We start from the raw sequence: 26259 nt of genomic DNA on the forward strand, positions 1-26259 counted from the left end.
TGGCACAATAAAGGAATGCTCATTCATCTGACATCCGCCTCGCTCGAAGAGGATCCGCGTCTGGCCGACTACACCTCAATGACCGATGTTCATCTTCGCAAGAGTCTGGAAGTCGAACGCGGCCTATACATGGCGGAGTCAACGAATGTCATCATCCGTGCTCTCGAGGCTGGTCATCGCCCACGCTCACTCATCATGGCTCCACGTTGGCTTCCTGACCTAGAACCGCTCTTCGAGCGCTTCCTGGGAGCCAAGGACGGCGGCGAGATACCCGTCTTCATCGCTCCTGAACCGATTCTGGAGAGCATCACAGGATTCCATCTTCACCGTGGTGCACTCGCTTCAATGCAACGACCTGTTTTACCTTTGGTGGCAGATCTTCTGTCATCTTTAGGAGACGGCCCCAAGCGGATTCTGATCCTTGAAAATCTGGTCGACCATACGAATGTGGGTGCCGCATTCAGAAGCGCCGCCGCGCTTGGTGCGGATGCAGTTCTTGTCACTCCAGAATGTGCAGATCCGCTCTACCGGCGCTCCGTTCGCGTCTCAATGGGAACGGTCTTCCAGGTCCCATGGACCAGATTGGAAGACTGGCCGGCGAACGATGACCTGCACGATGCAGGATTTTCTTTGGCAGCTCTGGCCCTCAGTGATGATTCCGTCAGCCTTGATGAGTTCGTGATGATGCCCGTGATGACAGATAAAAATTCGCGTGTTGCCTTGGTCATGGGAACGGAGGGCGATGGTCTGAGGAAGAGTACCCTGTCACGCACCGATTACGTCGTTCGTATCCCCATGATGGGTGGTGTCGATTCGCTCAACGTTGCTGCAGCAAGTGCGGTTGCCCTGTGGGCAACGCGACTACCTCGTGCGTAGTTCCTTCACAATTCCTGCGATCACATCAACGCATTCTTCCCAACCACTCACAGCGAGGGTCGGGTATCCGGCAGCCTTCACTGGGTAATCGTTACCGGACTCGTCTAGCCGATCCCCAATGAAGAGCATATCTTCGGGTGCGATTCCAGTGATCTCAACAAGCTTGCCCATGCCATAGGCCTTATCGATTCCGTGACGGGTGATATCAACCGAAGTTGATCCTCCCCCACGCACCTCAAGGTCTGGAAGATCCTCTGCGACCGCATCACGAAGAGCCCGCTTCTTATCACCTGTCGGGTCCCACGCGCGCTTCGCCTCTAGAGGAGCTTGCTGTCCCAGCGCTGAGAAAGTAATCTGCGAGCCTCGGTCCTCAATGATCTCTCCCCAAGGATGTGCTTCCCACACTCCTTGCTGACGCGCATGGCGTTCGAGCGAGGCAATTGCGCGCTCACGCTGCTCTCTAGTCAGGTCATTGGCATAAACCTGTTCCCACTGAGCATCCTGTTCATCCCAACGGTAGTAGCGCGTCCCGCAGGTGGGCATGAGATGCAAGTTCTTCAATTCAGAAGAAGAAGCGCCGAGGTTGTCCAGTAGCTGAGTGCGAAACTGTCCAAACTCTCCACCAGAGATCACGCACACTGGGACGCAGTCGAGCAGTGCACGAAGTTGATTAGCCATCGACTCCGGAAGCGCAGACTTCGACGGTGCCAGAGTGTCATCAAGGTCGAAAGCTACGAGGCGCATGCTATCTCCTTATCGCGAGTTGGGCTCCGCAACAGGAGCAGTCGTTTCAGCCTCGTCCTCGCCAGGAGTCGGCAGGAGTCGAAGCATCACGAGTGAAGCAACAAGCCCTCCCCATACCAGAAGGATCGTCACAATCATCATGATGATAGCAGCGGGGGTCATGCGATCTCCTTAGATGTTGACGACGTGCTTGAACGATGAGGATGCGACCAGGGCATCAGGGTAAGGATTGCGGATGCGAGGAGCGCGAAACCAACAGATCCCCACCCGAAGATGTTCACAAGATATCCGGCGTAGCCACCGTAGCCCTCACTGATGCTTGAAATCACAGAGGTCACCAGCATGAACGCCAGCACCAAGGGAATGACGATACCAACGAGGTAGTCCCATACGGGAGGAATCGAAGGTGCTGAAACAGAGTTAAGGTGCCTACGCAGCCCCCGAAGCCTGGGGCGCACAAGTGCGGTGTAGAGCGCCATGGCAATCGCACAACCAACAACTCCCAGATTGTTGATGAAGTTATCAATGATATCCAAGGTATTCAGACCCGAACGTGTCGCGAAGAACGCCAAAGAAATAATCGTTGTTGGGATTCCCATGACGAGCGAAGCTTTCACAGGAGTCAAGGCAAACTTATCTTGAATTGCACCAGAAACCACCTGCAAGAGCGAGAGCAGAGAGGTGATGCCTGCAAGGACAAGCGAAGAGAAGAACAGGACTCCGAAAAGCGGCCCGCCCGGCATCATCGAAATAATCTTCGGGAAGGTGACAAAGGAAAGAATCGGACCGGTCAGTCCCTTCAACTCAGAAACCGCAACTCCCTGCGAATGAGCCATGAATCCCAGGGCCGAGAACACTCCAATACCAGCAAGAATTTCGAAGGATGAATTAGCAAAACCAGCGACCAAAGCAGTTCCGGTAACGTTCGACTTCTTCTGAAGGTACGAGGCGTAGGTCAGCATGATTCCAAAGCCAACCGAGAGCGAGAAGAAAATCTGAGCAAATGCGGCGAGCCACACCTTGGGTTGAGTCAGGGAACTCCAATTGGGCGTGAAGAAAGCACTCAGGCCTTCCAGTGCACCCGGCAGGAAGAGGGCACGCACAACAAGAGCAAGGAAGAGGACAACCAAAAGAGGAAGGAAAATCTTATTGGCCTTCTCAAGCCCTCGTGCGACACCAAAAGAAGCGATGAGCAAGATACATGCCCATACCAAGACAAGCGGGATTGCAACTGCCGCTACTGGAGTCCATGAGAATTCATCAGAACCGACGGTTCCCAGGAAAGAAGAAAGGAAGAACGTCTGCGAATCCTCACCCCAGGCCTCGGTAATCGAATAGAAGACGTAGCTTCCAGACCACGCAACAACCGCGGCGTAGTAGGTAATAATCACAAAGCAGATGAACACGCACAACCAGCCGAGGAACTCTCCCTTAGCGTTCATGCGGCGGAAGGCCCACGGAGGGGTTCCACGGAACTTATGGCCAACGGCGTACTCGAGCCAAAGGATCGGAATACCAGCGAAAAGCAAAGCGACGAGGTAGGGAACAAGGAACGCTCCCCCGCCATTGGTGTATGCAACACCTGGGAATCGCCAGATATTACCCAAGCCGATCGCGGAACCGATAGCTGCCATTAAAAAGCCAGTTTGGCTGGTCCATGTGTCGCGCGTGCGACGTTTCGCAGGAGATGCTGCCGTGCTCATGTAGACGTTTCCTTCCTTAATACAGGCCCAAACCTAGTGACGTCTCAGGAGCCGAGCAATACTTTTCCACTATGCGAAACGGGCTCGGCAGGATCGATAAACCCACGCAGCAATGAAAACAACCGTAACTACGCAGACAATTGATGCTCCCGCTGGAAGATCCAAAGACCAGGAGAGGTAAATACCACACAGAGAACTCAGCACACCGATGACGAGAGCGCTTCCAATCATCGCTCCCAGTGAATTTGTCAGAAGGCGAGCACTTGCGGCGGGAGTAATGAGCAGGGCAAGAACCAAGATGTTGCCGATGATCTGGACGGAAATCACGACTGCACCAGCAACACTGACATAGACCAAAAGATCTAGAGCCATCACCGGCAATCCGGCGACTCGAGCGCTCTCTCGATCAAGACTCACGGCAACAACTTCTTTGTGAAAGAAAGCAAAAACCCCGACGATCACTGCTGATGCAATCAGTACGAAAGGTACTTCCGAAGCAGGGATGCCCGTCAGCGAGCCAAAAAGGAAATCTTGAAGGGACCCCGCATATCCCGGTGCCCAGGAAATGATGACCAATCCCAAACCAAAGGCCCCAACGAAAAGAACACCAATGATTGAGTCTTCCTTCAAACGCCTATTTTGGGAAAGAAGCGCAACGAGCACAGCAGTTCCAACGCCTGCAAGTGTTCCTCCCAATACCAGGGACCCCGAACAGACAAAAGCGATTGCAAGACCGGGAAAAACCGAGTGAGCGACGGCATCTCCAATGAAAGACATCCCGCGCAGGACAACATGACAGCCAACAACCGCACATACGCAGGCAGCAACGCAGGTGACAAGAATGGCACGGGGTAAGAAAGCCAATGCTGGATTCGTCAGATCGCGAAGAAAGTCAATGATACTCAGCACTTAGATCACCCCTAGGACCTTCAGTAGCGGATTCGACGGGCGAATATCAAAGGTGTGCATCCACACCTCAGGATCGCGAATCTCTTCCGGTTTCCCCGAGGCAACAACAGTCGAGTTCAGCAAGAAAAGTCGATCACAGGCATCAATAGCCCCAAGAATGTCGTGGGTTGTCATGAGGATGGCGCAACCAGAGAGAGCGAGCCTACGGAAGACGTCCATCAGACTTTCTTGAGTCGGCATATCCAGGCCAGTAAAGGGTTCATCCAATAGAAGCAATTGCGGGCGTAAAGCAAGAGCCCTGGCAACCAGCACTCGCTGGCGTTGGCCACCCGAAAGCTCCCCGATCACTCGATCTCCAAGCTGCGCTAGACCAACCTGATGCAGTGCCTCTTCGACGGCGCGATGGTCATCGATCTTAGCCCTGCGCCCCCATCCAATCCGGCGGGCTCGCGCACTGAGAACCGCCTGACGGATGCTGATAGGAAAATCCCAGGCAAACTCATGACGCTGCGGAACATATCCGACTGATCGAGGCTGAAGCGGGACACCCATTGAGGTGATGTGAGTCGAGCGGGAAGGAATCACGCCAAGTATTGCGCGCAAAAGAGTTGTCTTCCCAGCACCGTTGGGACCAATAAGCGCACAAAACTCCCCGGGAGCAACCGTGAGTGAGACCGATTTGAGTACCTCACGCCCGGGGTAGGACACGTCCAAGTTACAGATATCGAGTGCTGAAACCAAATTCTCAGTACCCATCACACGTCGCTTTCCGAACCGAAGTCACGAGAAACATCCTCGCGTGCTTCCTCAATCTGCTTTTGAGATTTCTTTGTCCGATGTGCAACGACGATAAAGGCAATCACGCCCAAGGCCAAACAGATCGCTCCATAGATCAGATACTCATTATTTCCGCCCTGTTCACGCGCTACCTGCGGCTTGGCAGTATGCGTCCCCTCTTTCGTCGAGGCCGCGAGCGCACTTGGCGTGAGCGCGCGGGCTTCTTCGGTCTTTACCTCATCGCCAACGACAAACCTAAGTGTGTCTGACACGCATTGCGGTGCCTCTTTATCTCCAAAGCACCAGCGCACGCTGAGTGCGTAAGCACCCGGAGCAGAAAACGCCCAATTTGCGTGAACGTGAGTATTTGCCTCGACCCAGATGTCTGATTGGGAGGAAGTAGAAGAGTCATACAGGACTGTCGGCGCCCCGAAAGCCCCATCTTGTAGGAAAAGCCATGCTTGGCCTGGGCCCTGAAGATTCCCCAGGGTCATCGTTGCACCACTGCCCATGACCTTAATGAGTTCGGGGTCTTGAGTGTTCCATCCCAGCCAAACAACCCGAGGGTTTTGAGTTTGCGGAATGACCCAGTAGGACTCTCCCTCGTGCGCGTGCAGGAATGAATAGCTGGGGTCTGAGGGAACCTGAAGCTTGCCCGAATCGCTCACGCGAAAAACAAGAGTGTCCAAAGGACGCCAGATCGGCGTTTCTCCTGAATCATCACGTGCCAGAATCTCAGGTTTCGAATCAACAATCTTTGGCCCCAAGTCAACGTGACCGCGTTCAATTGTGGCTTCTTCGCGCACCACCTGCTCAGAGGAATCTACGTGCTGAGTAAGAGGATCATCCGCTACCGCTGGCAGTACGACGCTGGCGCTCACAGCAATACTGACAAAGAGCGCTGATAGCCCCCGCGCTATATTTCTCGTACTCATCCTCTTCATCATGTGTGATCCTTTCCTAAACACCGCGACAGTGAGTGTGCATTTGCTTTCATCATGTCGATATACGTCGAGGCATCCGCATCCAAAGTGTCGCCATACAGCCCGCAGACTCGAACACCATTTTCTTCCGCAACTTGTGCGATCACAGGGTGACGCTTGCGCTTTTCTGGTTCCAAGAAAACCGCGGAAATTTTCATGTTCTTCAAGGTTTCAGCGATGCGTTTACGATCTGCAATCGAGGCCTCGCTCCCGTCCTGAGCACTCAGGTAACCAGCGATTTCAAAGTCATAGGCGCGCGCAAGATAGGCATAGGCATCGTGTGTAGTGACTAGCTTTCGATCGAGTGGATTAATGCTCGCGATCGTCTGCGAAACCTCACGGTCAGTCTCATCGAGTTTCGCGATATAGGCCGAGGCATTGGCCGCGTATTGCGCACTATGCTCCGGGTCGCGCGTTGATAGTGCATTCTCAATAACTCGCACATAGGCCTGCGCGTTATGAATGTCATGCCACGCATGTGGATCAATGTCACCGTGGACATGTTTACCAAGCACAGCCTGGGGCAAGACATAGGCCTGCCCATCACCCGAGCCGATAAACTCCCATCCCCGACCTTTGGGAATCTGACGCAAAGTACGTGATGGAACATCAATCAGTACTCGCTCGATATCCAAAGAGGCAAGAGTCGAAGGTAAGCCGTTGCTCTCCTCCACGGCTTCGCGTAGTGGTGCACCCTCAGGGACTCCACCGTCTTTTTCTCGGTCAACCATCAGGGTTAATGCGCCCGACTTCAGGTCCACGGTGATGTCACTGTGGCCTCGTCGGAGAAGAAAGAGCCCACGGTCGCTGGCAACCTTTTCTGAATCAATTCCCACCGCAAAAGTCACGTGTGAGGGGGGAAGCTCGATGGGCTCAGCGTCAGCGGTCACCCGCAAGCGTGCTCGTAGATGCAGCGTGTAGACACCGGGCTGAGTAAAAACCCAGCTCATATGTTGGTGTGCTCCAACGGGCAGAATCGAAGTATCTGTTGCCCAATGATTACCACCATCAAAACCGTCTCGAGAGGCAAAGGCAATCTCTGGACTTCCAAAACTTGTCGTGATGTAAGCGCATGCGTGCCCTGGCCCTTCAACGTCAGTCACAGAGAGCTCGACCTGAGACGAGCGTTTTGCCCCGCTTAAGCTTCCGTCACCGTAGACTCGCATTCCAAGCCAAGGCGTATCTAGGGAGCGATCTTCGACAAGCGGAATTAAGCTACCGCCAAACTTTGCGCTTTCTTCCGCCAAGGACAGTGAAATAGCGTCCTTGGGAAGATTCGCATCGAGCGCGCGAATCACCGAATGGTCTTCGAGCATCAGATAGTTGGTGACGGCGATATCCGCGTAGGCAATATCGCGAATACCTCTCAGGCTCAGCTCCCACGAGTGCGGATCTGCACCGTTGGGAATCAGCTGGTGAACATCGACGTAGTCGCCACCGACATTTCGTGCTAAATCAGCCAAGATACCCGTTGTTGCAACAATGCTCAGGCGCTGTGATGAGGCATCGGAATGCGGTGCGCAGCCCCCAGTTACTGCAGCAAGAATGCATGTAACGAAGAGCGCTGCAATTCGCGCAATCTTCACTGTCTCACCCGCATGCGAATGGAGACAAAGATGCATCCGCATCCCATCACGAGAGCTGACAAGATCATTGGAACAAGCTCTGTTGTGCTCGAGCCCGTTGATGCCAAGGTACAGGGCTGTCCCGAGGCAGTGCGGCCGACGATTGCATAAACCAGAGGGCGCCCGTGCTCCCCTGTTCCACCGGCAGCGATCAAAGATCCAGCCGTTCCACTCCCGCTTCCGCGCAAGTCCTCGCCACGGGGCGAGACATTCATAGCGATCGTCAGTTGGTAGGAGCCTGGCTCAGTAAAGACCCAATTCTGGTGGGCATGGGTATTGGCAGGCAGGGTATAGCTCGTTCCTGCGCCGTCGAAAACGTGAGTGCCGATTCCTGCACCCAAGCTTCCCGATTCAAAAACTGCGACATTTCCGGGGCCTTGAACATCAAGGAGAGAGAAACGGACTTGCCCGCTGGTTTCAGTCACAATTTCTTCGCGTTGCGAATTCATTCCGAGCCACGGGACCCCTCGAATCTGGGTAGCGGGAATCATCCACACATCTTGCCCGGGCGCTGCGGCATAGCTCAGAGCTTCAGGAGCCTTGATCCTTGCCTTCTCCCCAAGTGCAAAAGTCATTGATGCGGGGTCTTTCCACACCGCTGGCACAGATCGGTCATCTTTGATTCGCGCGACTAATTGACCATTTTCGATCGCGGGTCCCAGGTCAAAGTGCCCATCAGTAATTCCGCCTTCGCTACCAACCTGAACGTTCAGGGTCGTAATTGCTTGATTCGGAGTTTCGCTATCGCTTCGGATGCGTGAGACTTCATCCTCACCTGCTTCTCGGGTAATACGAGTCGGAATACAGCGCTCAGTACCTACGCGCTGTGGCGCATCGCGCGTGAGCGATTCTTCTTCGTTACCTACTGCGCTTTCTTCAACCGCTGGGGGAAGCACTCCACTGCTCTGAACACTTGAGTTTTGCGGCGTCGACACCCCTTGGGCGCCTCCTACCTCAATGAGGTACGTGGCACTACGTGTCGTTTCAAAAGAACCGTCATTTCGATATGCACGCGCTTGAACGCTCAGCTCATAGCTTCCCGCTTGAGAAAACACCCAATTCGCATGCGTGTGCGAAAGATAGTCTTGAGCAATTGTTGAGCCGTGTGGATCTAGCTCAAATCCTCCCGAACGCAGTCGCGAGCTACGTCCCGAAAGAAAGTTTTCGGTCCACAGTGAAATACGTCCTCCGTCGGGATGGGTATAGCTGACATCAAATTCAACGCGTTCAAATCCTGCTGGTGCGAGAGAGAGGACATCCCATCCGGGCCACGGCAAAGTTGGATCTTGAGTTTGCGGAAGGAAATACCCACTTCCCCCAGCAACAATATCTTGGGGAAGAGAATGCTTGAGTGCCGAGGAAGGAACGACAAGGCGGATGTCTTCTGCTTCGTGTTGAACTCCAGCTCCGGTGACGTCTTCCATTACCTTCAATACGGGCAGACCCGAATCATCAAGCGTCATGTAGAAGAGGTCAATATGCCCGTGGTCAAGAACAAGACGGCGCTCGCCAAAGTTCGCGCGAGGAGCCGCTTGGGTGTGCGCACTCATTGACGAGGCCACTGAAGCTTCGTGTGCCTCTCTTGCCTCTGGGAGCGGGGCTCCCCCACTTTGTACGGGTTCTTGCTCTTGAGCGCTCTTCGGGGACGAAGATTCAGTGCTCTGTGTGGACTTTTGCGTCTGGGCCTGGGGAGCTTCAATGCTCGCGCTAAACTCGGCCTCGGCGATGAGACGAGGCTCCTGCTCCGGGATTACTTCCTGAAGGCGAAGACGCAGCGAGCGAATACCAAGCTCAGCAAAGCGTGCATGCAGGGGGCCAGATGCGAAGTCTTCTCCCCTGGCCTCGAGAACAAAGCCCCGAAAGAATTCATCGGTGCCGTCGATCTCTTCTTCAAACGCACTTCCACGACCGAGATCCCCCAGGGATTCGAGGCCAAGTGAGTGCGGTGCAATTTTTTCCAGATCTGCAGCACCTGCTCGTGCGCTTAATTCGACGGAATACCGCGAATCCGGTGCAAACACAGAAGGCTTGAAATTAACAGAGAGTTCATAGCCCCCATCAATTTCGCGATCAGTGTCACGAGTAACCGGGGTCGTTCGAAGCCGAAGTGCGCCATCATGAAGGGGTAACTCTTCGCCCTTTTCTCCAGCGGTACACGAAGACTTCAGCGTCTCATTGTTATCCCCAAGGCAGGTCGAAACTTGAAGACTATCGCTTAAAAGGTGCTCATCTTGGGAGGAGGAAAGAGCCTCCGCTTGAGTCGGGGCTGGAAGAAGAATCCACGTACTCATCACGGCAATAGTGAGCACTAGCGAAAACAGGGCACGCGTTGTCCTGCGGCATAATGATGACATGACCGTCTCTCTAGAATGATAATCGTTCTCATTCCCATTAAAGAGGGTGGTCACGCCTCAAGTCAAATGGACAGCCTGGCTCTAGCTCTAATTAAATCCCAACACCCACTGAGAAATGTGATAACCAGCCATAATCACCGCACGCCCCGGCTTTGAGCGCATCGCGATCAAACGCCCAAGCAGATCCTTGCGCACTGCGCGGTACGCTTCTGGCTTCTTTGCTTGAAGCTGCGCCCAGAGCTCATCCTTACGCGCGAGGTTCTCCTTAGTTCCCGAGCGCAAGAGCATCACTGTGCAGATGACACAGTTGATACGCAGATAGTGGACAAGATAGCGGTATAGATGAGGTGGAACCTCATCAGGAGTAGGAATAGCATCAACCATCGCCGCGTTCACCCGCAGCAACTGATCAACACGCGAAATCATGACCTGCTCGTTGACCGATTGATCATCACGTCCAATGAAATAGCGGTAAAGATCAACATCAAGATACTCAAAAGTACGGACATCAATGACCGGAACAAAAGAGTAAATGAAATCAACATAGAAGGTGTGCTCAGGAAGGACCAGACCAGAGCGACGAACCAAATCTGTCCGCAAGATTAAGGCATGCATCATCAGATACTGGTCGTACCGGCAACGGCGAATCTGATCCCATGAGATGACGCGATCCCTGGGCATCACATTTCCGTAGCGGATGACTGCTTTATGACTCTTGCCTTGCTTCTCATACACGTAATTGGCAACCAAAAGATCCAAGGGCTCACCCTGAGCTTCGCGAAGCTCCAAGCGCTCAAGGGCACGCTTAAGCGCTAAGCGATCCAACCAGTCATCTGCATCAAGGATTTTGAGGTAGCGCCCACGAGCACCTGCAATACCTGCGTTAACAGCACCGCCGTGGCCAGCGTTCTCCTGATGGATGACACGGATATGCTCCGGGTCCGATTGGACCAATCCATCAGCAATCGCAGCCGTGGCATCGCTTGATCCATCATCAACGATGAGCACCTCAACCTGGTCAAATCCACGCACTGAAGAGACAGCACGATCGAGGTAATCCTGAGCGTTATACGAAGGAATGACAACGGTGAGCACAAAACTTGGTTCCACCTGTTGAATGATAGTGCATGAAGCACTCTTTCCTACCGAAATATTATGAAAACATGGTGCTTTTCGGGCTATCCTTGACGAAAGGGCTAATTCGCAATGGGGAGGCAATTATGAGCCAAGCACAAGAAATCCTGAATGCACTGGGCGGCTGGGATAACCTGACCGACCTTCAGCATTGCATCACCCGAATCCGCGTTGATTTTAAAGATGATTCGAAGATCGACGAGGCCGCGTTGCGCAAGGCCGGCGCGTTCGGTGTCGTGGTCGTTGGCTCTCACGCACAGATCGTCATGGGTCCGCAGGCAGAGGAAATTGCAGAGGAAATTAACACACTGAAGTGAATCTTCAGCTCCTCTCCCCCATCCCTGGAACCCTGCGAAACCTAGCTGATCTCACAGATCCGGTTTTCGCCCAAGAAATTATGGGGCCGGGTTTCGCGATTGTCCCCGACGAGGTGGACACTCTCAACATACTCGCGCCCATAGATGGGACACTCAGTCACCAGCTTCCTCATGCATGCGCTCTGACAACGCCTGATGGCCTCAGCATTTTGATTCATGCAGGAATTGACACTGTACTACTCAAAGGCAAAGGCTTTTCAGCACTCCATCAATTAGGACAGCAGATTACTGCTGGCGACCCGCTCATTACATGGGATCTCCGTCCAGCGCGCCAAGCAGGATACGACCTTGACGTTGTTGTCATTGCTATGCAACCGCCACAAACAGTTTGCGAACTATTAACTATGCCCGGTTCACGCCTAGATACTTTGATGCCCTGCGCTGATGTACGCAGGGCACCATAAAGTAGCTAAATTCCCTAGCGAATGTAGCGGTCCACGCTGGTCAAGAATCGCTTGACACGATCGCAATGCGCCATGTCATCAATTAAGACTTCTTTGCCATTAAAGGCATGAAGCGGAACACACCAATTCGGATACTCAGCATTTGTACCCGGTAGGTTCTGCGGCAATTTCTCACCAACAACGTCCACCAGAGAAACCGCCAAAAGAAGTGCAGGAGATGCAGCAAGGTAAGCGTGCATCGCAAGAACAAGTTCTTCTTCACTGGGCTCATCGTCGTGAATGAAGCCGCCTTCTTTCAGGCGCGAAACCATTCGTTCACGTTCAATGCGATCCGCATCGCGAACCTGCTCAAGGTCTTCGACCAAGAGCCCCAACTGATGGCGAAGTTCGGTGTGAGCACCTTCTAGATAGCCCAATGTCGGAGGCAAATCATGCGTTGTTACTGCCGCAAGGCAAGACCGGCGGTAATGATCCGGCCATAGTGGCCATCCACTGCCTTCCTTCTCAAACCACAGGACGGAAGTACCCAAAATTCCACGATCATTGAGATAACCGCGAACCCAGGGTTCAACGGTTCCCAAATCTTCGCCAATGACAACTGCACCGGCCCGCTGGGCCTCGAGCAGCACAATGCCCACCATGGCCTCGTGATCATAGGACACGTAGGCACCCGATTGGGCACCCATCCCTTCAGGGATCCACCACAAGCGGAAGAGACCGAGGATATGGTCAATACGCACTGCTCCTGCGTACGAGAGCACAGAGCGCAACATTTCCCGAAGCGGTGCATACCCCATTCGCGCAAGAGAGCGGGGTGACCACGGAGGCTGCGCCCAATTTTGCCCCTGCTGAGAGTACATATCCGGAGGCGCACCAACGCTCATACCCGGAGCGAAAGCATCTGGCATCGACCAAATTTCCGAGCCTTTCGAATGCACTCCCACCGCTAGGTCAGACATGATCCCCATGTCCATTCCCAAACGGCGAGCACCTTCTTGAGCGCGAATCAACTGGTCGAAAACAATCCACTGGCACCACTGCCAAAACTCGATTTCGGAGGCGAGACGCTGACGCGCCTGCTCGACACCCGGAGCATCAATCGAGGAGTAGCGCTGGGGAAGATCAATATCGCCGTTTTCAAAGACCAAAGCGGACCACAGGGCAAAGTTTTCTAAGGACTCCCCTCCTTGAGCACAAAAACGCTCAAACTGCGCCTGACGACTAATTGATCGAGGGAGCTCAAAAATCTTACGCAGCGCCTTAATCTTTGACTTCCACGAAAGGTCACGGTCGACAATATCCTCATGACTCCGGGAGGCATGAGCATAACGCGTGACAACCCCGCGTTCCTTACTATCCATGTGCACATACTCATCGATGGCTTCAGGACGAATATAGAGGGGGCTGGCCCAGCGACGCGACACGGGAAGGTAAGGCGAATTCTCCTGCGGGAAACCAGGCTGCGGGGCGTGCAGAGGATTGATCTGCAAGAAGTTTGCGCCATTACGCGCAACAATCGCAGCTAGATCCGCCAGGTCCTGCGTATCCCCCATTCCCCAGGAGCCGCTTGAGCGGGTCGAATACAGTTGAGCCGCAACTCCCCAGCGCTTGTGCCCATCATCGAGGCGGCTAGAAAGTCGCTGAGGGACAACAACCAGGGTTGACGAGCATTCGCTTCCATCTTCATGGCGCGCGACAATCCGATGCCATCCAAGAGGCAACCAATTCGGAATTTTAAAGGTGGCACGCCCAATCAGATTTCCATCGACCATCCGCGGCGAAATCCAACGGTCAAGCTGCTCAAGCTCGTGATGCTGCCCATCTTCGGTCTCAACGTGGCACCAGACGCCCATCCCGTGAGGAACGTGAACAGGAATCTCTGCCTCGTTCCCCTGGCGACACACCGTAGTGGGAGGAAGGGGTGACAACCAACCAAGATCTTCATTATGGCGAAATGCGTCATCAATTTCGCTCTGCGAAGGTTCTGAAGAGAGCGAGAAACCCAGTGAATTCAATACTGCAACGAGGGAGGCATCTTCAACGTGCTTCCAGTTTCCATACCAATCCCAGAAACCGGTAGAGACCCCCACGGTCTCAGCGAGTTCACGCAGGTGCTCTGTTACCGTCTGACTTGCCATAAGGTCCCCTCTGAAATACAGCAATGCTCTTCTATTTTATGGGTTAGAGAAGAGCAGGTGAGACCGATCTTTGTGTGCCAGCAGACACATCCTGCGGTAGACACAGGTGAAGCATCTGCAAGGCGATCTTTCCAGCCCCTGCTCCGAGAACAATTTGGATCACGTGTCCCGAACGCACAACTGCAAGGACTTCAGGAAGACGAAGAGCCATGTCATCAACCTTTTCAGGCGACTTCACTTCAATCCGAATACGCAGCATGCACGGTTCAATATCTTGGATATTTGATGCTCCCCCCAGAGATTGGAGAAGAAGCGCTGCCGTTTCCACGCCTAATTCCCTTTCAGAAACAAGTGACCTATCACTCACAATATATATGAGTGATGCAATTTGGTGCAATACGTCACTTTCTGCAACTTGTAATACAGGAATGCACTGATTTTTAGACGCAAAGTTAGAGACAATATAGCCATGACTACGCCGCTGCCGATTCCCACAATTTCGACTGAGCCTGTCGCTTCAGTCTTAAGAATTCTTAGCCTGAAGGAAAACGGCGATGATTCGTTTATTGCTCGTTCGCTCCCTCAGGTACGCAGGGTTTACGGCGGCCAGGTTTTGGCCCAGGGGCTGCTGGCAGCAAGTGCTACTGTCCCCATTGAGAGACTCCCCCATTCTCTGCACGCTTATTTTGTGCGAGGTGGAGATCCTGAAAAGACCTTCAGCCTAGACGTCACACGCGTTCTTGATGGTCGTTCATTTTCGAACCGTTCCGTATCTTGCTTCCAAGACACTCGAGAGATTCTCACAATGAGTGTCTCTTTCCAAGGTCCCGAGGCAGCGCCCTCCTATTCCCCCAAGGCGCCCAATGTACCAGCCGCAAGTGAGTGTCAATCAGCTTTGGAGATCTTCCGTTTAATGGATCATCCCGTCGGCAAATTCCTTGGGAAAACTGCTGCCTTCGACGTACGCCATATCGGCCAGAGTCTCTATACGAAGGCCGACCCACAGAAGTTACCGACGCAAAGACTGTGGATGAAGCCTCGTGCTGAGATTCCCTCCGAAACGACTCAGCACGTTCATCGCGCCCTTCTTACCTATGTCGTCGACCAAGTGATGCTCGAGCCCGCACTACGCGTTCTGGGAATGTCTTGGATGACCCCCGGATTAGTTGCAGCATCTTTGGACCACGCGATGTGGTTCCATCACGATGTTGACATCAATGACTGGCTTCTCTTCGACCAGCGCTGCACCCAAGTCGTGAACGGCCGAGTGCTAGTCGAATGCTCAATCTTCACCGAGGCGGGGGTCCTTGTCGCTCACGCTAGTCAAGAGGCGATGCTCCGCGTTCCTACTGAAGGACATACATCTAGCCACTGGGGATTTGGGGTTGATCCCAAGACCGGCAAACCGATGAGCGGCATGGCATAGGGCTAATCCGTACGCAGTCACAGGCATCGGCACAAGCGCAGCCGGCTGCAAAAACTACACTGATTTTAATCGACAGCCTTGAAAACCATGGGAGGGGGCGGCAAAGCCGCCCCCTCCCATTGAGTTTTAACCCTAGGATCAGTCGCGAGTGAGCTTACGGTGCGTCACGCGGTGAGGCGCTGCTGCATCCAAACCCAAACGTTCGATCTTGTTCTTTTCATAGGACTCGAAGTTACCTTCAAACCAGTACCACGAGGCAGGATTCTCTTCGGTTCCCTCCCACGCAAGGATGTGGGTTGCGACGCGGTCAAGGAACCAACGATCGTGGGTGATGACCACCGCACAACCGGGGAATTCCAGAAGCGCATTTTCCAAAGAGGACAGCGTTTCAACATCGAGGTCGTTGGTCGGTTCGTCCAACAGCAAGAGATTTCCACCCTGCTTCAAGGTGAGCGCAAGGTTCAGTCGGTTACGCTCACCACCGGAAAGAACGCCCGCAGGCTTTTGCTGATCTGCACCCTTGAAGCCGAAGGCAGAAACGTAAGCACGCGAAGGCATTTCGACATTGCCTACCTGGATGTAGTCCAAGCCGTCAGAGACAACTTCCCACAGAGTCTTGTTGGGATCGATACCCGCGCGGTTCTGGTCGACATAGCTGAGCTTGACGGTTTCACCGATAGTGAGCTCTCCCCCGTCAAGAGGTTCAAGACCGACGATGGTCTTAAACAGGGTGGTCTTACCCACGCCGTTAGGACCAATCACACCGACGATACCGTTTCGCGGCAGGGAGAAAGACAGGCCATCGATCAAAACGCGATCCCCAAAGCCCTTCTTAAGGTTCGTCGCCTCGATGACGATGTTACCCAAGCGGGGCCCCGGCGGAATCTGGATCTCTTCGAAGTCAAGCTTTCGACTGCGTTCGGCCTCGGCAGCCATTTCTTCGTAGCGCTCCAGACGCGCCTTCGACTTTGCCTGGCGCCCCTTAGGACTGGTTCGAACCCATTCGAGTTCTTCCTTCAGACGCTTAGCGAGCTTGGCATCTTTCTGTCCCTGAATCTGGAGACGCTTTTCCTTCGTCTCCAAGTAAGTCGAGTAGTTACCCTCGTAGGGGTACAGGTGGCCGCGGTCAACCTCAGCAATCCACTGTGCGACGTGGTCGAGGAAGTAGCGATCGTGGGTCACAGCGATCACTGCGCCCGGGTAGGTCGACAGATGCTTTTCCAGCCAAAGAACTGACTCAGCATCAAGGTGGTTTGTCGGTTCGTCAAGAAGTAGAAGATCGGGTGCCTCGATGAGCAAGCGACACAAAGCTACTCTGCGTCGTTCACCACCGGAAAGGACACTGACAAGCTGATCCGGCGGCGGGCATCGCAATGCATCCATCGCTTGCTCGAGCTGCGAATCAATATCCCAGGCATTGAGAGCATCAATCTCTGTTTGAAGCTTGCCCATCTCTTCCATGAGAGCATCGAAATCGGCGTCAGGATTGGCCATCTCTTCAGAGATTTCATTGAAACGGGCAAGCTTGGCAAAGGTATCGGCCGCGCCCATACGCACGTTCTCAAGAACGGTCTTGGAATCATCCAATTCGGGCTCCTGCATGAGGATTCCGACGGTGTAACCGGGGCTCAGGCGCGCCTCGCCATTACTGGGCTCATCCAAGCCAGCCATAATTTTGAGGATCGAGGACTTGCCGGCACCGTTAGGTCCGACCATACCGATCTTCGCACCCGGGTAGAAAGCCATGGTGACATCGTCAAGGATGACTTTGTCACCAATGGCTTTACGAGCCTTAATCATTTGGTAGATGAACTCCGCCATGGATTCTCCGTTCAGGATCACGTGACATAACGCCGACTATGCGGCAGACCCCTTAATGCTAAGGCACGGCGCATGTTTTTGACATCTACGAGGACTAAGCCGCATCACTTTCATCAGCTGATTGTGGACTGATCTCCCAACGATCACGAGTCAGATCAGCGTCTTGTGCCAGAATATGTTGGCTTTCAGAAGAAACCTGCTCTGATTCTCCTCCGTCCGCCGCATACTCTTCTGCTGGAGCAGTTGAAGACTCGGTGACATTGTTACTTGGATGTTGAGGTTTGAGGGCGACAGCCGGACCAAACACCAAATCGATTCCCATAAAACTGGCGTTGATGACCAATTCGCTTCGGACCTGCTGATCTGGACCTAACCATCCGCGAGCACTGGGGCGTCCACAGACAATCACTGGAGTCCCCTTCTGGACACTTCGCGCAATATTTTGCGCTAAACGATCCCATACACACACCGTGTACCACTTCGGCTCACGCTCTTCGTATTGGCCTGCATCCGTGATGCGCCACTGCGGTGCAGCCATTCGAAAGCGCAAACCTTTAGTCCCGTTTTGCGCACTCATACTGCTCAGATCCGAGCCGATCCGACCGCGAAGAACAACGCTTCCTTGGTTATCCATTATTTGTCCTTTCCTTGAAGACCCCAAGATGGGGATATCCCCACTGTGCAGGGGAAGAGGACCTAAAGAAAGACCGGTAGCAGCGTCCGTGGAAAACGCCGATACCGGTACATTCTGTGGATAACTTTGGTGATTAGTTCTCTTCTTCGCCAACCTTTGGAATACCAAGTTCAACCACTTCACGCGCAACCTCACGGGCGTATTCGCGAGTAACTGGCTCATGCGGGAAAAGAACTCGGCGATAGTATTCAAGTTCTTGGATTGACTCAAGAATGTCTGCCAAGGCGCGGTGTCCACCGTGCTTAACGGGAGCTTCTTCAAAAGCCTTGCGGTACCAGCGCTTAGCCAATTCCTTGATGGAGGAAACATCAACCAGACGGTAATGAAGGTGATCAATCACCAAGGGCATATTGGCTTCAAGGAACATCTTGTCTGTCCCCACTGAATTTCCTGCAAGCAGCGCCTTTTTCGGGGTGGGAACAAAACGTCGGATATAGTCAAGAACCTGCTGCTGGGCATCTTCCATAGTGGTTCCAGAAGACAGCTCATCCAAGAGGCCGGATGACGTGTGCATCTGGCGAACAAAATCATTCATTCCCTCCAAGGCTTCAGCCGGAGGGGTAATCAAGACATCAATACCGGGATCGACAATATTGAGATCCGCGTCGGTGATCACAACCGCTACTTCGATCAGAGCATCACGAGTGACGTCCAATCCGGTCATCTCGCAATCGATCCATACCAATGGTTCTTTCAAATCACTCACAGCTTTAAGTGTAAGCGCATGAATAGGATTTCACTGTCTGGCTTCTCAAAGTCCGTTCCGGTTCGCTGAGCTACGATAAACCTGACTACGACACGAGGAGTACGCATGACAACGGACCAGTTCCCACTTTCTCCAGATCTCATCGCTCAGGCTTCGGAGATTCTGAGCGATGTCGTAGAGAAAACCCCCGTCATGCTTTCAGAGCGACTCAGCGATCTTATTGGCGTACCGGTCTACCTCAAGCGCGAGGATATGCAAAAGTGCCGTTCTTTTAAGGTACGCGGCGCCTATTTCCGGATGAGTACCCTCAGCGAAGAAGAACGTCGCAGAGGTGTTGTCTGCGCATCCGCAGGTAACCACGCGCAAGGCTTGGCCTACGCGTGCGCACAGCTCAAGGTTCGAGGGACCATCTACCTTCCCTCAAACACACCCAAGCAGAAGCGCCAACGCATTGAAACCATTGGCGGTGACTGGGTGGAGCAGGTCATTGTCGATGGAACATTCGACCGTGCAAATGCACAAGCTCAAGAGGCCGCACGTCATTCGGGACGTACCTACGTGCATCCCTACGATGATCCCTGCACCATTGCCGGTCAGGGCACAATCGCTGTTGAGTTGGAAGAGCAGGTGCTTTCCGAGGCCGCGGCAGTTTTGGTCCCAGTTGGCGGCGGTGGCTTGCTCTCAGGAATCGCAACGTGGATCCGTTCTCGTTTCCCCGATATCAAGATCTACGGCGTAGAGCCCACGGGAGCCGCATCAATGGCTGCAGCAATGGAAGCCGATCAGGTTGTTTCCTTGCCCTCTGTTGATCCCTTTGTTGACGGAACCGCCGTCGGGCGTGCTGGCGAACTTCCCTACTCGATTGTTAAGGAGCTCGTCGACGACATCTTGGTCGTTCCCGAAGGGGCTGTCTGTACAGAGATGCTTGATTTGTATCATTCAGACGGTGTGATTGCGGAACCGGCAGGCGCTTTGGCCTCTGCTGCGGCACGCATGTATTTCTCCGATCCAGAGCAGCGCAATGAACTGCTGGGAGGAAAAGAAGGAGCGATTGTCGCGATTGTTTCCGGCGGAAATAACGATATGACGCGCTACGCGGAAATCATGGAACGCTCACTGCGACACGAAGGGCTGCGCCACTACTTCCTGGTCACCTTCCCTCAACAGCCCGGTGCGCTTCGCAGCTTCCTCGAAGATGTTTTGGGGCCTGGAGACGATATTGTTCACTTCGAGTACACGAAGAAGAACAACCGCGATTCTGGACCGGCATTGGTCGGCATCGACTTGGCTGATCGAGAAGATATTACAGGTCTGCGTGCACGCATGGAGGCTTCTCCCCTCCACGTTGAAGAGCTGCGTCCCGACTCGGAAATCTATCGTTTGGTGATCTAATCACCTCACTCTCAACACCCGGCAGGATCTGAGGGAAACGCCCTCCTGGCCGGGTGTTTTTATGCTGCAAGTGTATGGACTCGAGTATTGCTCACGCGGACGCTGGGAGTCGAGTTGAAACGGTAGCCCTGGCCGCGCAAGGTCGAGATGAGATCATTTTCGGGGAGCTTAGCGCGAAGGCGACGGATGTGCGCATCGATAGTGCGAGTTTGAGATTCAAGACCTTCGCCGTACCATACCGATTCCAGCAGTTCTTCTCGGGAAACGATCTCGTCGGCATGTCCTGCGAGGTAGGCCAAGAGTTCGTATTCCCTGTTGGAGAGCTTGACCGAATTCCCGTACACCTCCAGGCGACGGTGATCAAGATCAATATGCGTCGATGCCGGTGAGAGCTTCAGTCCTGCCAAAATATCGAGGAATTCTTCGAAAGACGTGGGAGCAGAAAAAGTGACGGTTTCAGGGGTGTAAACAAGAGCCATGATGTATCCAAACTATTTTGGTACCGCACACACCACAGTCAACGTGGTTCTTTAAGCGGTAGCGATTGACGGGTTGAAAGGTCAATCACATACACATTCGCGAGCACATGGAGCCGCACATGGGGCGGCAGGTCATGGTCGCGTGAAAAGTCATGGCTTCAGTCTATCGAATGATACAGATGTGTCAAAACGAAAGAATGTGAGGGTGGAAATACGGGAATCAAACCCGCATTTCCACCCTCACACAAAGAGCGGACTACTCAGTTCGCAAGCTGCTGACGAACAATCCGAGTCGCCTCAACGAGGTTCTTCAAGGATTCTTCGGTCTCCGCATAACCTCGGGTCTTCAGACCACAGTCGGGGTTCGACCACAAGTTACGCAGCTCAATCGAGTCAGCAGCCAAGGTCAGAAGCTCCGTGAGTTCCTCAACCGAAGGCACACGCGGCGAGTGGATATCCCAAACACCGGGTCCAACGCCATGGCTGAAGCCTTGTTCTGCAAGCTCAGGAAGGACTTCCATGCGTGAGCGTGCAGCCTCAATTGAGGTCACATCCGCATCCAGTCCCAAGATCGCATCGAGAATCTGGCCGAACTCCGAGTAGCACAGGTGGGTGTGAATCTGAGTATCGGGACGCACTCCAGCAGTCGCTAGACGGAAGGAGTCCACAGCCCACTTGAGGTAATCAGCGTGACGGGCCTGATCCAAAGGAAGCAGCTCGCGCAGTGCTGGCTCATCGACCTGAACAACAGCAATTCCGGCGTCCTGGAGATCGGTGACCTCGTCGCGCAGAGCCAGACCGATCTGATCAGCAACCTCAGCCAGCGGCAAATCATTGCGCGGGAAGGACCAGGCAATGATGGTGACAGGACCAGTCAGCATGCCCTTAACCGGGTGATCAGTCAGCGACTGCGCGTAACGTGCCCATTCAACAGTCATTGCGTGAGGACGGACAACATCCCCCCACAGGATCGACGGACGTGTGCATCGCGAACCATAAGACTGGACCCAGCCGTTCTTCGTTGCAGCGAAACCTTCAAGCTGTTCAGCAAAGTACTGAACCATATCGTTACGCTCTGCTTCGCCGTGGACCAGAACATCCAGACCGAGATTTTCCTGAAGGCGAATCACCGATTCAATCTCTTCACGCATACGCTGCGCGTAGTCTTCGTCAGAGAGCTCGCCCTTGGCCCAAGCGGCACGGGCGCGACGAATTTCCTTCGTCTGAGGGAAGGAACCAATGGAGGTGGTCGGAATGAGGGGCAGACCAAGACGCTCGCGCTGAAGCTCATCGCGGACTGCAAAGTCTTCACGCTCACGATCGGCCTCGGTCAAGCGCGCGACGCGCTCACGCAACTCGGGGCGAACCACGCCGGGGGCAGCAGCACGCTGAGCCAGAACCTCACGGGTCGCTTCAACGGCCTCGGAAATGGAATCCCAACCATTGTTCACGCCACGAGCGAGGGTGACAACCTCCCCAACCTTCTGGTCTGCAAAGGCAAGCCATGCATGAAGGTTCGCGTCGAGCACAGGGTCATCCCACTTCTCCAGTGCGGTGTCATGGGGAACGTGCTGCAAAGAGGTCGAGGTCGAAACGGCGAGCGATGCGGGATTCAAGGCTTTGGCTGCGTCAAGGCGAGCGATGGCGCTGTCCAAATCGGTTCGCCAGATGTTACGACCATCAACAACGCCAGCAACAAGAGCGACCTTAGACAGGTCAACTGAGCCGGCCTCGGGAAGAGAACCACGGCACAGATCCAGTCCCAAGGCCTCGATACCAGTGGAGGCAAGAGAGGCTGCAGCCTGTGCGCCATCGCCATAACCGATCGCTGCGAAGATCGCGGGACGCTTCTCCAGCTTGGCGAGAGCAGCGAAAACGCGAGCCGAGTACTCAATGAGGGTTGCGCGCTCAACGTGGAGGTTATCGGAGGCAAGCGCATGCTCGTCAATCTGAACCCAAGGCGCTCCTGCCTCGGAAAGCTTGGCAAGAACATCAGCGTAGGCTGCAACAACGTCGTCAAGGCGTTCAAAGGGGTTGTAATCCGGAGTTGCCTCATCAGCCTTCGCGACGGCAAGGAAGGTCACGGGACCAACCAGCACCGGGCGAACGATGGTGCCCTCTTCCTTTGCTGAGACGAAGCGATCAACAATGGTGTGATCAGCGAAAGAAATCGGCGTATCGGGGCCAATTTCGGGAACCAAGTGGTGGTAGTTCGTATCGAACCACTTGGTCATTTCCAGCGGTGCAACCTGCGCATTGCCGCGAGCCAGGGCGAAGTGCAGATCCAGTCCTTCGAAGGAACGGTAGCGCTCGGGAACCGCGCCCAGAAGCGTAATCGCATCCAGAACCTGGTCGTAGAGCGCGAAAGTTTCAGGGATCGACGCATCATCTTTGCCGAGGCCAAGCTCGACGAGGCGGTCATGAGTCGTCTTGCGGAGCTGGGCTTCCGTCGCGCGGAGCTCATCGGCGGAGATACGGCCCGCCCAGTAGGCTTCGAGCGCCTTCTTCAGCTCGCGGCCACGACCGATGCGCGGGTAACCCAGGATGGTCGCCGTAGGGAATTGAGTCATTTACTTATCCTTTGTCATCGTGAAATGGACGGGTCAACACTGGCTTGCAGAAACAAGGCCTGCAGCATCGAGCACATCGAGTGCAGGAGCCGCTTTATTGAAGGTATACATGTGGATTCCGGGAGCACCCGAGTCATGCAGGTCGCGAGCAAGACGACCTCCGATTTCGACTCCCATGGAATACATTTCTTGTGGTGAGGACGCTGACTCGAGCTTGCGACGAAGGTATTCGGGGAATACAACTCCGGTCAGTTCGGTCATGCGACTAACTCGCCGAATATCGGTTGGCGGCAAAATTCCCGGGACGATAGGAATCGTCACGCCATTGGAACGCGCCTTTTCAAGGAAGTTCACATAGGTGTCGGCTTCCCAAAAAAGCTGAGTGATCGCGAAGGATGCGCCTGCAGATTGCTTCACCAAAAGGCGCTCCACCTCTTGGGTCGGTGAAGTTCCAACGGCGGGATTACCCGCGGGAAATGTCGCAACTGCAATCGTCAAAGGTTTGAAAGCGGCGCGCAAGGCTGCGCCGGGATACTGCGCACAGCGAGCAGCCTCAATCGAACGAATCAAGGTCACAAGCTCAGTTGCCGAGGACACTCCCCCGGGAGAGGGCTGCCAATCTGGACGCCCCACCGGCGGATCGCCACGAAGAGCAAGGAAGGTTCGAACACCTGCATTGAGATAATCGGTGACGACTTCGCTCACTTCACTGGGAGTCGTTCCCACACAGGTAAGGTGAGCGATTGGTTGAACCGGGCTGTCCTTCACAAGCTTACGAACAACACCTCGCGCACTGTGGCGATCCTGACCTGCAGCACCATAGGTCACCGAAAGAAAATCGGGAGAGACTGACAGCAAGCGCTCAACGGTTTGCCAAAACGGCTTAACGAGGCTCTCTTTGCGAGGCGGCATGACCTCAAAAGACAGGGTGGTCAGATCAGAAGAACAGTCAGAAGGCTGAGACATACATTTCCTTGAAAGATTGGCGCTATACGCGCCCCGGCAGCTGATTACGGTTCAGCTGCACATTCGTGAGCGAATCGATCCCACGGGGCCTCCAAGGCCAGACATTCTTTCAAGCATGAAGCCATTATCTAGTGTTTCCCCGGTTTACGCACACGCGGCCCACAACTTGGGAAAGTGTGACGGGCGACGACATGTACACTATGAAGGTCTGATCGCACTGCGGCAGGCGTGCCTCCGTAGCTCAATGGATAGAGCAAGGGCCTTCTAATCCCGAGGTTGCAGGTTCGAGTCCTGTCGGGGGCGCAGAATGAAATTCTTTTAAATTTCCTACCTGTATAGGATTTTAGGCCTACAATCTGGCTACGGACACCCCACAGGCATCGATGCAGGAGTAGCCATGTTCTTATCACTGAGCACAAGTTTTACGCCGTCAACGACGGCGATCGGCTCAAATGTTTTCCTAACAGCACTAGCTGGAATCCTCCCCCTCCTGCTATTCTTCGTCCTTCTTGGCGCATTCAAGGTGAAAACGCACTGGTGTGCTCTAATCTCATTGATTGCTGCGATTTTGATCGCAGTTGTTGGCTTCAAGATGCCCGTCACCCTGAGCCTTCTTGCCACGGGGCAAGGAATTATCTTTGCGCTCATCCCAATCATCTACATCATCATTGCCGCGGTGTGGCTGTACAACCTCACCGAAGTTTCGGGGCGTTCCAAAGACCTCCGTGCTGTCTTCAATACAATCGGCAAGGGCGACATTCGCGTTCAGGCTCTCATCGTTGCTTTCTCTTTCTGCGGCCTTCTTGAAGGCTTAGCCGGATTCGGTGCGCCCGTTGCAATCGTCGCCGCAATGCTCGTTTCCCTAGGCCTTCGCCCTGTCAAGGCTGCTGTCGTAACTATCGTCGGTAACGCGATCAATGTCGGCTACGGCGCAATGGCAATTCCCGTAACAACTGCCGGTCGACTGGGCGGACAAAATCCCTTGCTTGTTGCCACTGACATGGGCCACCTTTCGTGGATCATCGCCTGCTTCGTCCCCCTGATTCTGCTGTGGATTCTCGATGGCGGCCGAGGCATCGCCCAGTTGTGGCCACTGGCGTTAATTTCAGGAATCGCAACCGCCGCGGGGCATTTTGTAACGACCGGTTTCTCCTACGAACTCACTGCAGTTTTAGCGTCATTAATTGGTCTTTCAGCTTCTTATGTATTCCTGCTGGTCTGGACCCCGAAGACTCCTGACGAATATCGTTCCGATGACGCTCAGGAAGACCGGCCCGATGGCTCCCGCATTATTTTGGCACTTCTCCCCTACGTCCTCGTCGTTGCCGTTATTGCACTGACCAAGCTGTGGAAGATCGGGATTGATATCGACAGCACCTTTAAGGCAACCGACATTAAGATCCCTGTTCCTGGGCTACACGGCGTCCTCGTCGACGCAAACGGTCAGGCCGTATCCTCGAGCATTTACACCTTCCAGTTCCTTTCTAACCCCGGAACATGGATTTTTGTCACCGCGATTGCCGTTGCTTTCATTTATGGGAGAACCAGCTCTGCTGGGCGCTTCCCCATGACCTTTGGAAAGGGAATTGCAACCCTCTTCAAGACGATCTCGACCTTGAAGATTTCAATCCTCACGATCTGCTTGGTGATGGGGCTTGCGTATGTGATGAATATGTCTGGCCAGACCAGTGCAATCGGTGCCGCGCTTGCGACAACGGGGATTTTCTTCGCGTTCCTTTCTCCGATCTTGGGGTGGCTGGGAACGGCTGTCGCAGGATCAGCTACAAGCGCTGGTGCACTCTTCGCAAACCTGCAATCCACCGCCGCTCAAATTGCGGGCCTCGACCCTGCAACCTTGCTGGCAGGCAACACAATCGGTGGCGGTATCGGCAAGATTGTTTCCCCTCAGAACCTCACCATCGCTGCAACTTCAATCAACGAACCCGGAAGCGAAGCGGAGATCCTCAAGAAGGCAGCGCCTTACTCGATCGCCTTCCTAGTGGTCCTCTGCATCCTGATTTTCTTTGCATCGCAGGGGTACCTTGGTTCGTATATGCCCGATTCGGCCAGTTTTGCAAACTAAATCAACCCAAGTTTGGGTGCGTCTTCGATAATTCGATCATATGAATATGACGAATTAACCAAGTTTCAACCCAATTGAGCGCCCCGTCAGACACGGAG

Annotated in this window: 23 protein-coding genes and 1 tRNA gene; 7 read left to right on the forward strand and 17 right to left on the reverse strand. The window is 54.0% G+C overall.

Going from position 1 to position 26259, the window contains the following annotated elements:
- Positions 1-15: 15 nt before the first annotated feature.
- A complete protein-coding gene (locus tag ADG72_RS01665; RefSeq protein ID WP_048711726.1) occupies positions 16-876 on the forward strand; it encodes a TrmH family RNA methyltransferase in 861 nt (286 codons plus the stop codon).
- Here ADG72_RS01665 and ADG72_RS01670 read toward each other — a convergent pair.
- The 9 genes from ADG72_RS01670 to ADG72_RS01705 all read right to left on the reverse strand — a co-directional run bounded on the left by ADG72_RS01670 (position 862) and on the right by ADG72_RS01705 (position 11066).
- Positions 862-1620 (reverse strand): HAD-IIB family hydrolase, encoded by a 759-nt coding sequence (locus ADG72_RS01670; protein WP_048711727.1) that lies wholly within the window; start codon positions 1618-1620, stop codon positions 862-864. The genes ADG72_RS01665 and ADG72_RS01670 overlap by 15 nt on opposite strands.
- A gap of 9 nt (positions 1621-1629) precedes the next feature.
- A complete protein-coding gene (locus tag ADG72_RS08505) occupies positions 1630-1782 on the reverse strand; it encodes a methionine/alanine import family NSS transporter small subunit (protein ID WP_080978628.1) in 153 nt (50 codons plus the stop codon).
- Positions 1779-3323: a sodium-dependent transporter gene (locus tag ADG72_RS01675; protein WP_048711729.1), complete on the reverse strand. Its 1545-nt coding sequence runs from the start codon at positions 3321-3323 to the stop codon at positions 1779-1781. Before ADG72_RS01675 ends, ADG72_RS08505 begins: the two co-directional genes overlap by 4 nt.
- Positions 3324-3392: 69 nt before the next feature.
- Complete coding sequence (locus tag ADG72_RS01680) at positions 3393-4232, reverse strand: anchored repeat-type ABC transporter permease subunit (protein WP_048711731.1); 840 nt, start codon at positions 4230-4232, stop codon at positions 3393-3395.
- Positions 4233-4988, reverse strand: coding sequence for an anchored repeat-type ABC transporter ATP-binding subunit (locus ADG72_RS01685; protein ID WP_048711733.1), 756 nt, complete (start codon positions 4986-4988; stop codon positions 4233-4235).
- Positions 4988-5890 carry a choice-of-anchor M domain-containing protein gene (locus ADG72_RS01690; RefSeq protein WP_239667623.1) on the reverse strand — a complete coding sequence of 301 codons (903 nt, stop codon included), beginning with the start codon at positions 5888-5890 and terminating at the stop codon, positions 4988-4990. The genes ADG72_RS01685 and ADG72_RS01690 overlap by 1 nt, the downstream gene beginning before the upstream one ends.
- Before the next feature lie 62 nt (positions 5891-5952).
- Positions 5953-7578 carry an anchored repeat ABC transporter, substrate-binding protein gene (locus tag ADG72_RS01695; RefSeq protein ID WP_239667624.1) on the reverse strand — a complete coding sequence of 542 codons (1626 nt, stop codon included), beginning with the start codon at positions 7576-7578 and terminating at the stop codon, positions 5953-5955.
- Positions 7575-9908: a TIGR03773 family transporter-associated surface protein gene (locus ADG72_RS01700; RefSeq protein WP_048712050.1), complete on the reverse strand. Its 2334-nt coding sequence runs from the start codon at positions 9906-9908 to the stop codon at positions 7575-7577. Before ADG72_RS01700 ends, ADG72_RS01695 begins: the two co-directional genes overlap by 4 nt.
- A gap of 150 nt (positions 9909-10058) precedes the next feature.
- Complete coding sequence (locus ADG72_RS01705) at positions 10059-11066, reverse strand: glycosyltransferase family 2 protein (RefSeq protein WP_048711737.1); 1008 nt, start codon at positions 11064-11066, stop codon at positions 10059-10061.
- Positions 11067-11191: 125 nt separating this feature from the next.
- Here ADG72_RS01705 and ADG72_RS01710 point away from each other — a divergent pair, with 125 nt between their 5' ends.
- Entirely contained in the window at positions 11192-11422 is a 231-nt protein-coding gene (locus tag ADG72_RS01710; protein ID WP_026066556.1) for a PTS transporter subunit EIIB, read from the forward strand.
- The gene (locus ADG72_RS01715) at positions 11419-11886 is read left to right on the forward strand and encodes a PTS sugar transporter subunit IIA (protein ID WP_048711738.1); all 468 of its coding nucleotides are present in this window, start codon (positions 11419-11421) and stop codon (positions 11884-11886) included. Before ADG72_RS01710 ends, ADG72_RS01715 begins: the two co-directional genes overlap by 4 nt.
- A gap of 14 nt (positions 11887-11900) precedes the next feature.
- On the opposite strand, the gene malQ is transcribed toward ADG72_RS01715, so the two are convergent.
- Positions 11901-14024: a 4-alpha-glucanotransferase gene (gene malQ / locus ADG72_RS01720; RefSeq protein WP_048711740.1), complete on the reverse strand. Its 2124-nt coding sequence runs from the start codon at positions 14022-14024 to the stop codon at positions 11901-11903.
- Between the two features lie 43 nt (positions 14025-14067).
- On the reverse strand, positions 14068-14352 hold the full coding sequence (locus ADG72_RS01725; protein WP_048711743.1) for a PTS transporter subunit EIIB: 285 nt from the start codon (positions 14350-14352) through the stop codon (positions 14068-14070).
- A gap of 141 nt (positions 14353-14493) precedes the next feature.
- On the opposite strand from ADG72_RS01725, the gene ADG72_RS01730 reads away from it, so the two are divergent.
- Entirely contained in the window at positions 14494-15450 is a 957-nt protein-coding gene (locus tag ADG72_RS01730) for an acyl-CoA thioesterase (RefSeq protein WP_048711744.1), read from the forward strand.
- A 138-nt stretch (positions 15451-15588) separates the two neighbouring features.
- Here the strand turns inward: ADG72_RS01730 and ettA are convergent, their stop codons facing one another.
- The 3 genes from ettA to orn form a co-directional block, all read right to left on the reverse strand.
- A complete protein-coding gene (gene ettA / locus ADG72_RS01735; RefSeq protein WP_019126123.1) occupies positions 15589-17271 on the reverse strand; it encodes an energy-dependent translational throttle protein EttA in 1683 nt (560 codons plus the stop codon).
- 94 nt (positions 17272-17365) lie between these two features.
- Positions 17366-17905: a single-stranded DNA-binding protein gene (locus ADG72_RS01740; protein WP_048711746.1), complete on the reverse strand. Its 540-nt coding sequence runs from the start codon at positions 17903-17905 to the stop codon at positions 17366-17368.
- A gap of 133 nt (positions 17906-18038) precedes the next feature.
- On the reverse strand, positions 18039-18671 hold the full coding sequence (gene orn / locus ADG72_RS01745; protein ID WP_107070830.1) for an oligoribonuclease: 633 nt from the start codon (positions 18669-18671) through the stop codon (positions 18039-18041).
- Positions 18672-18776: 105 nt separating this feature from the next.
- Here orn and ilvA point away from each other — a divergent pair, with 105 nt between their 5' ends.
- The gene (gene ilvA / locus ADG72_RS01750; RefSeq protein WP_048711749.1) at positions 18777-20063 is read left to right on the forward strand and encodes a threonine ammonia-lyase IlvA; all 1287 of its coding nucleotides are present in this window, start codon (positions 18777-18779) and stop codon (positions 20061-20063) included.
- Positions 20064-20122: 59 nt separating this feature from the next.
- Here the strand turns inward: ilvA and ADG72_RS01755 are convergent, their stop codons facing one another.
- The 3 genes from ADG72_RS01755 to ADG72_RS01765 form a co-directional block, all read right to left on the reverse strand.
- The gene (locus ADG72_RS01755; protein ID WP_048711750.1) at positions 20123-20542 is read right to left on the reverse strand and encodes a winged helix-turn-helix domain-containing protein; all 420 of its coding nucleotides are present in this window, start codon (positions 20540-20542) and stop codon (positions 20123-20125) included.
- 260 nt (positions 20543-20802) lie between these two features.
- Entirely contained in the window at positions 20803-23112 is a 2310-nt protein-coding gene (gene metE / locus ADG72_RS01760; protein ID WP_048711752.1) for a 5-methyltetrahydropteroyltriglutamate--homocysteine S-methyltransferase, read from the reverse strand.
- A gap of 33 nt (positions 23113-23145) precedes the next feature.
- Positions 23146-24078 carry a methylenetetrahydrofolate reductase gene (locus ADG72_RS01765; RefSeq protein WP_048711753.1) on the reverse strand — a complete coding sequence of 311 codons (933 nt, stop codon included), beginning with the start codon at positions 24076-24078 and terminating at the stop codon, positions 23146-23148.
- Between the two features lie 230 nt (positions 24079-24308).
- On the opposite strand from ADG72_RS01765, the gene ADG72_RS01770 reads away from it, so the two are divergent.
- Both ADG72_RS01770 and ADG72_RS01775 read left to right on the forward strand, forming a co-directional pair.
- A tRNA-Arg gene (locus ADG72_RS01770) sits at positions 24309-24381 on the forward strand.
- Between the two features lie 94 nt (positions 24382-24475).
- Entirely contained in the window at positions 24476-26161 is a 1686-nt protein-coding gene (locus ADG72_RS01775) for an L-lactate permease (protein WP_048711755.1), read from the forward strand.
- Positions 26162-26259 lie beyond the last annotated feature (98 nt).

It is taken from the genome of Trueperella pyogenes (assembly GCF_001070855.1).
Taxonomy (GTDB): Bacteria; Actinomycetota; Actinomycetes; order Actinomycetales; family Actinomycetaceae; genus Pauljensenia; species Pauljensenia pyogenes_A.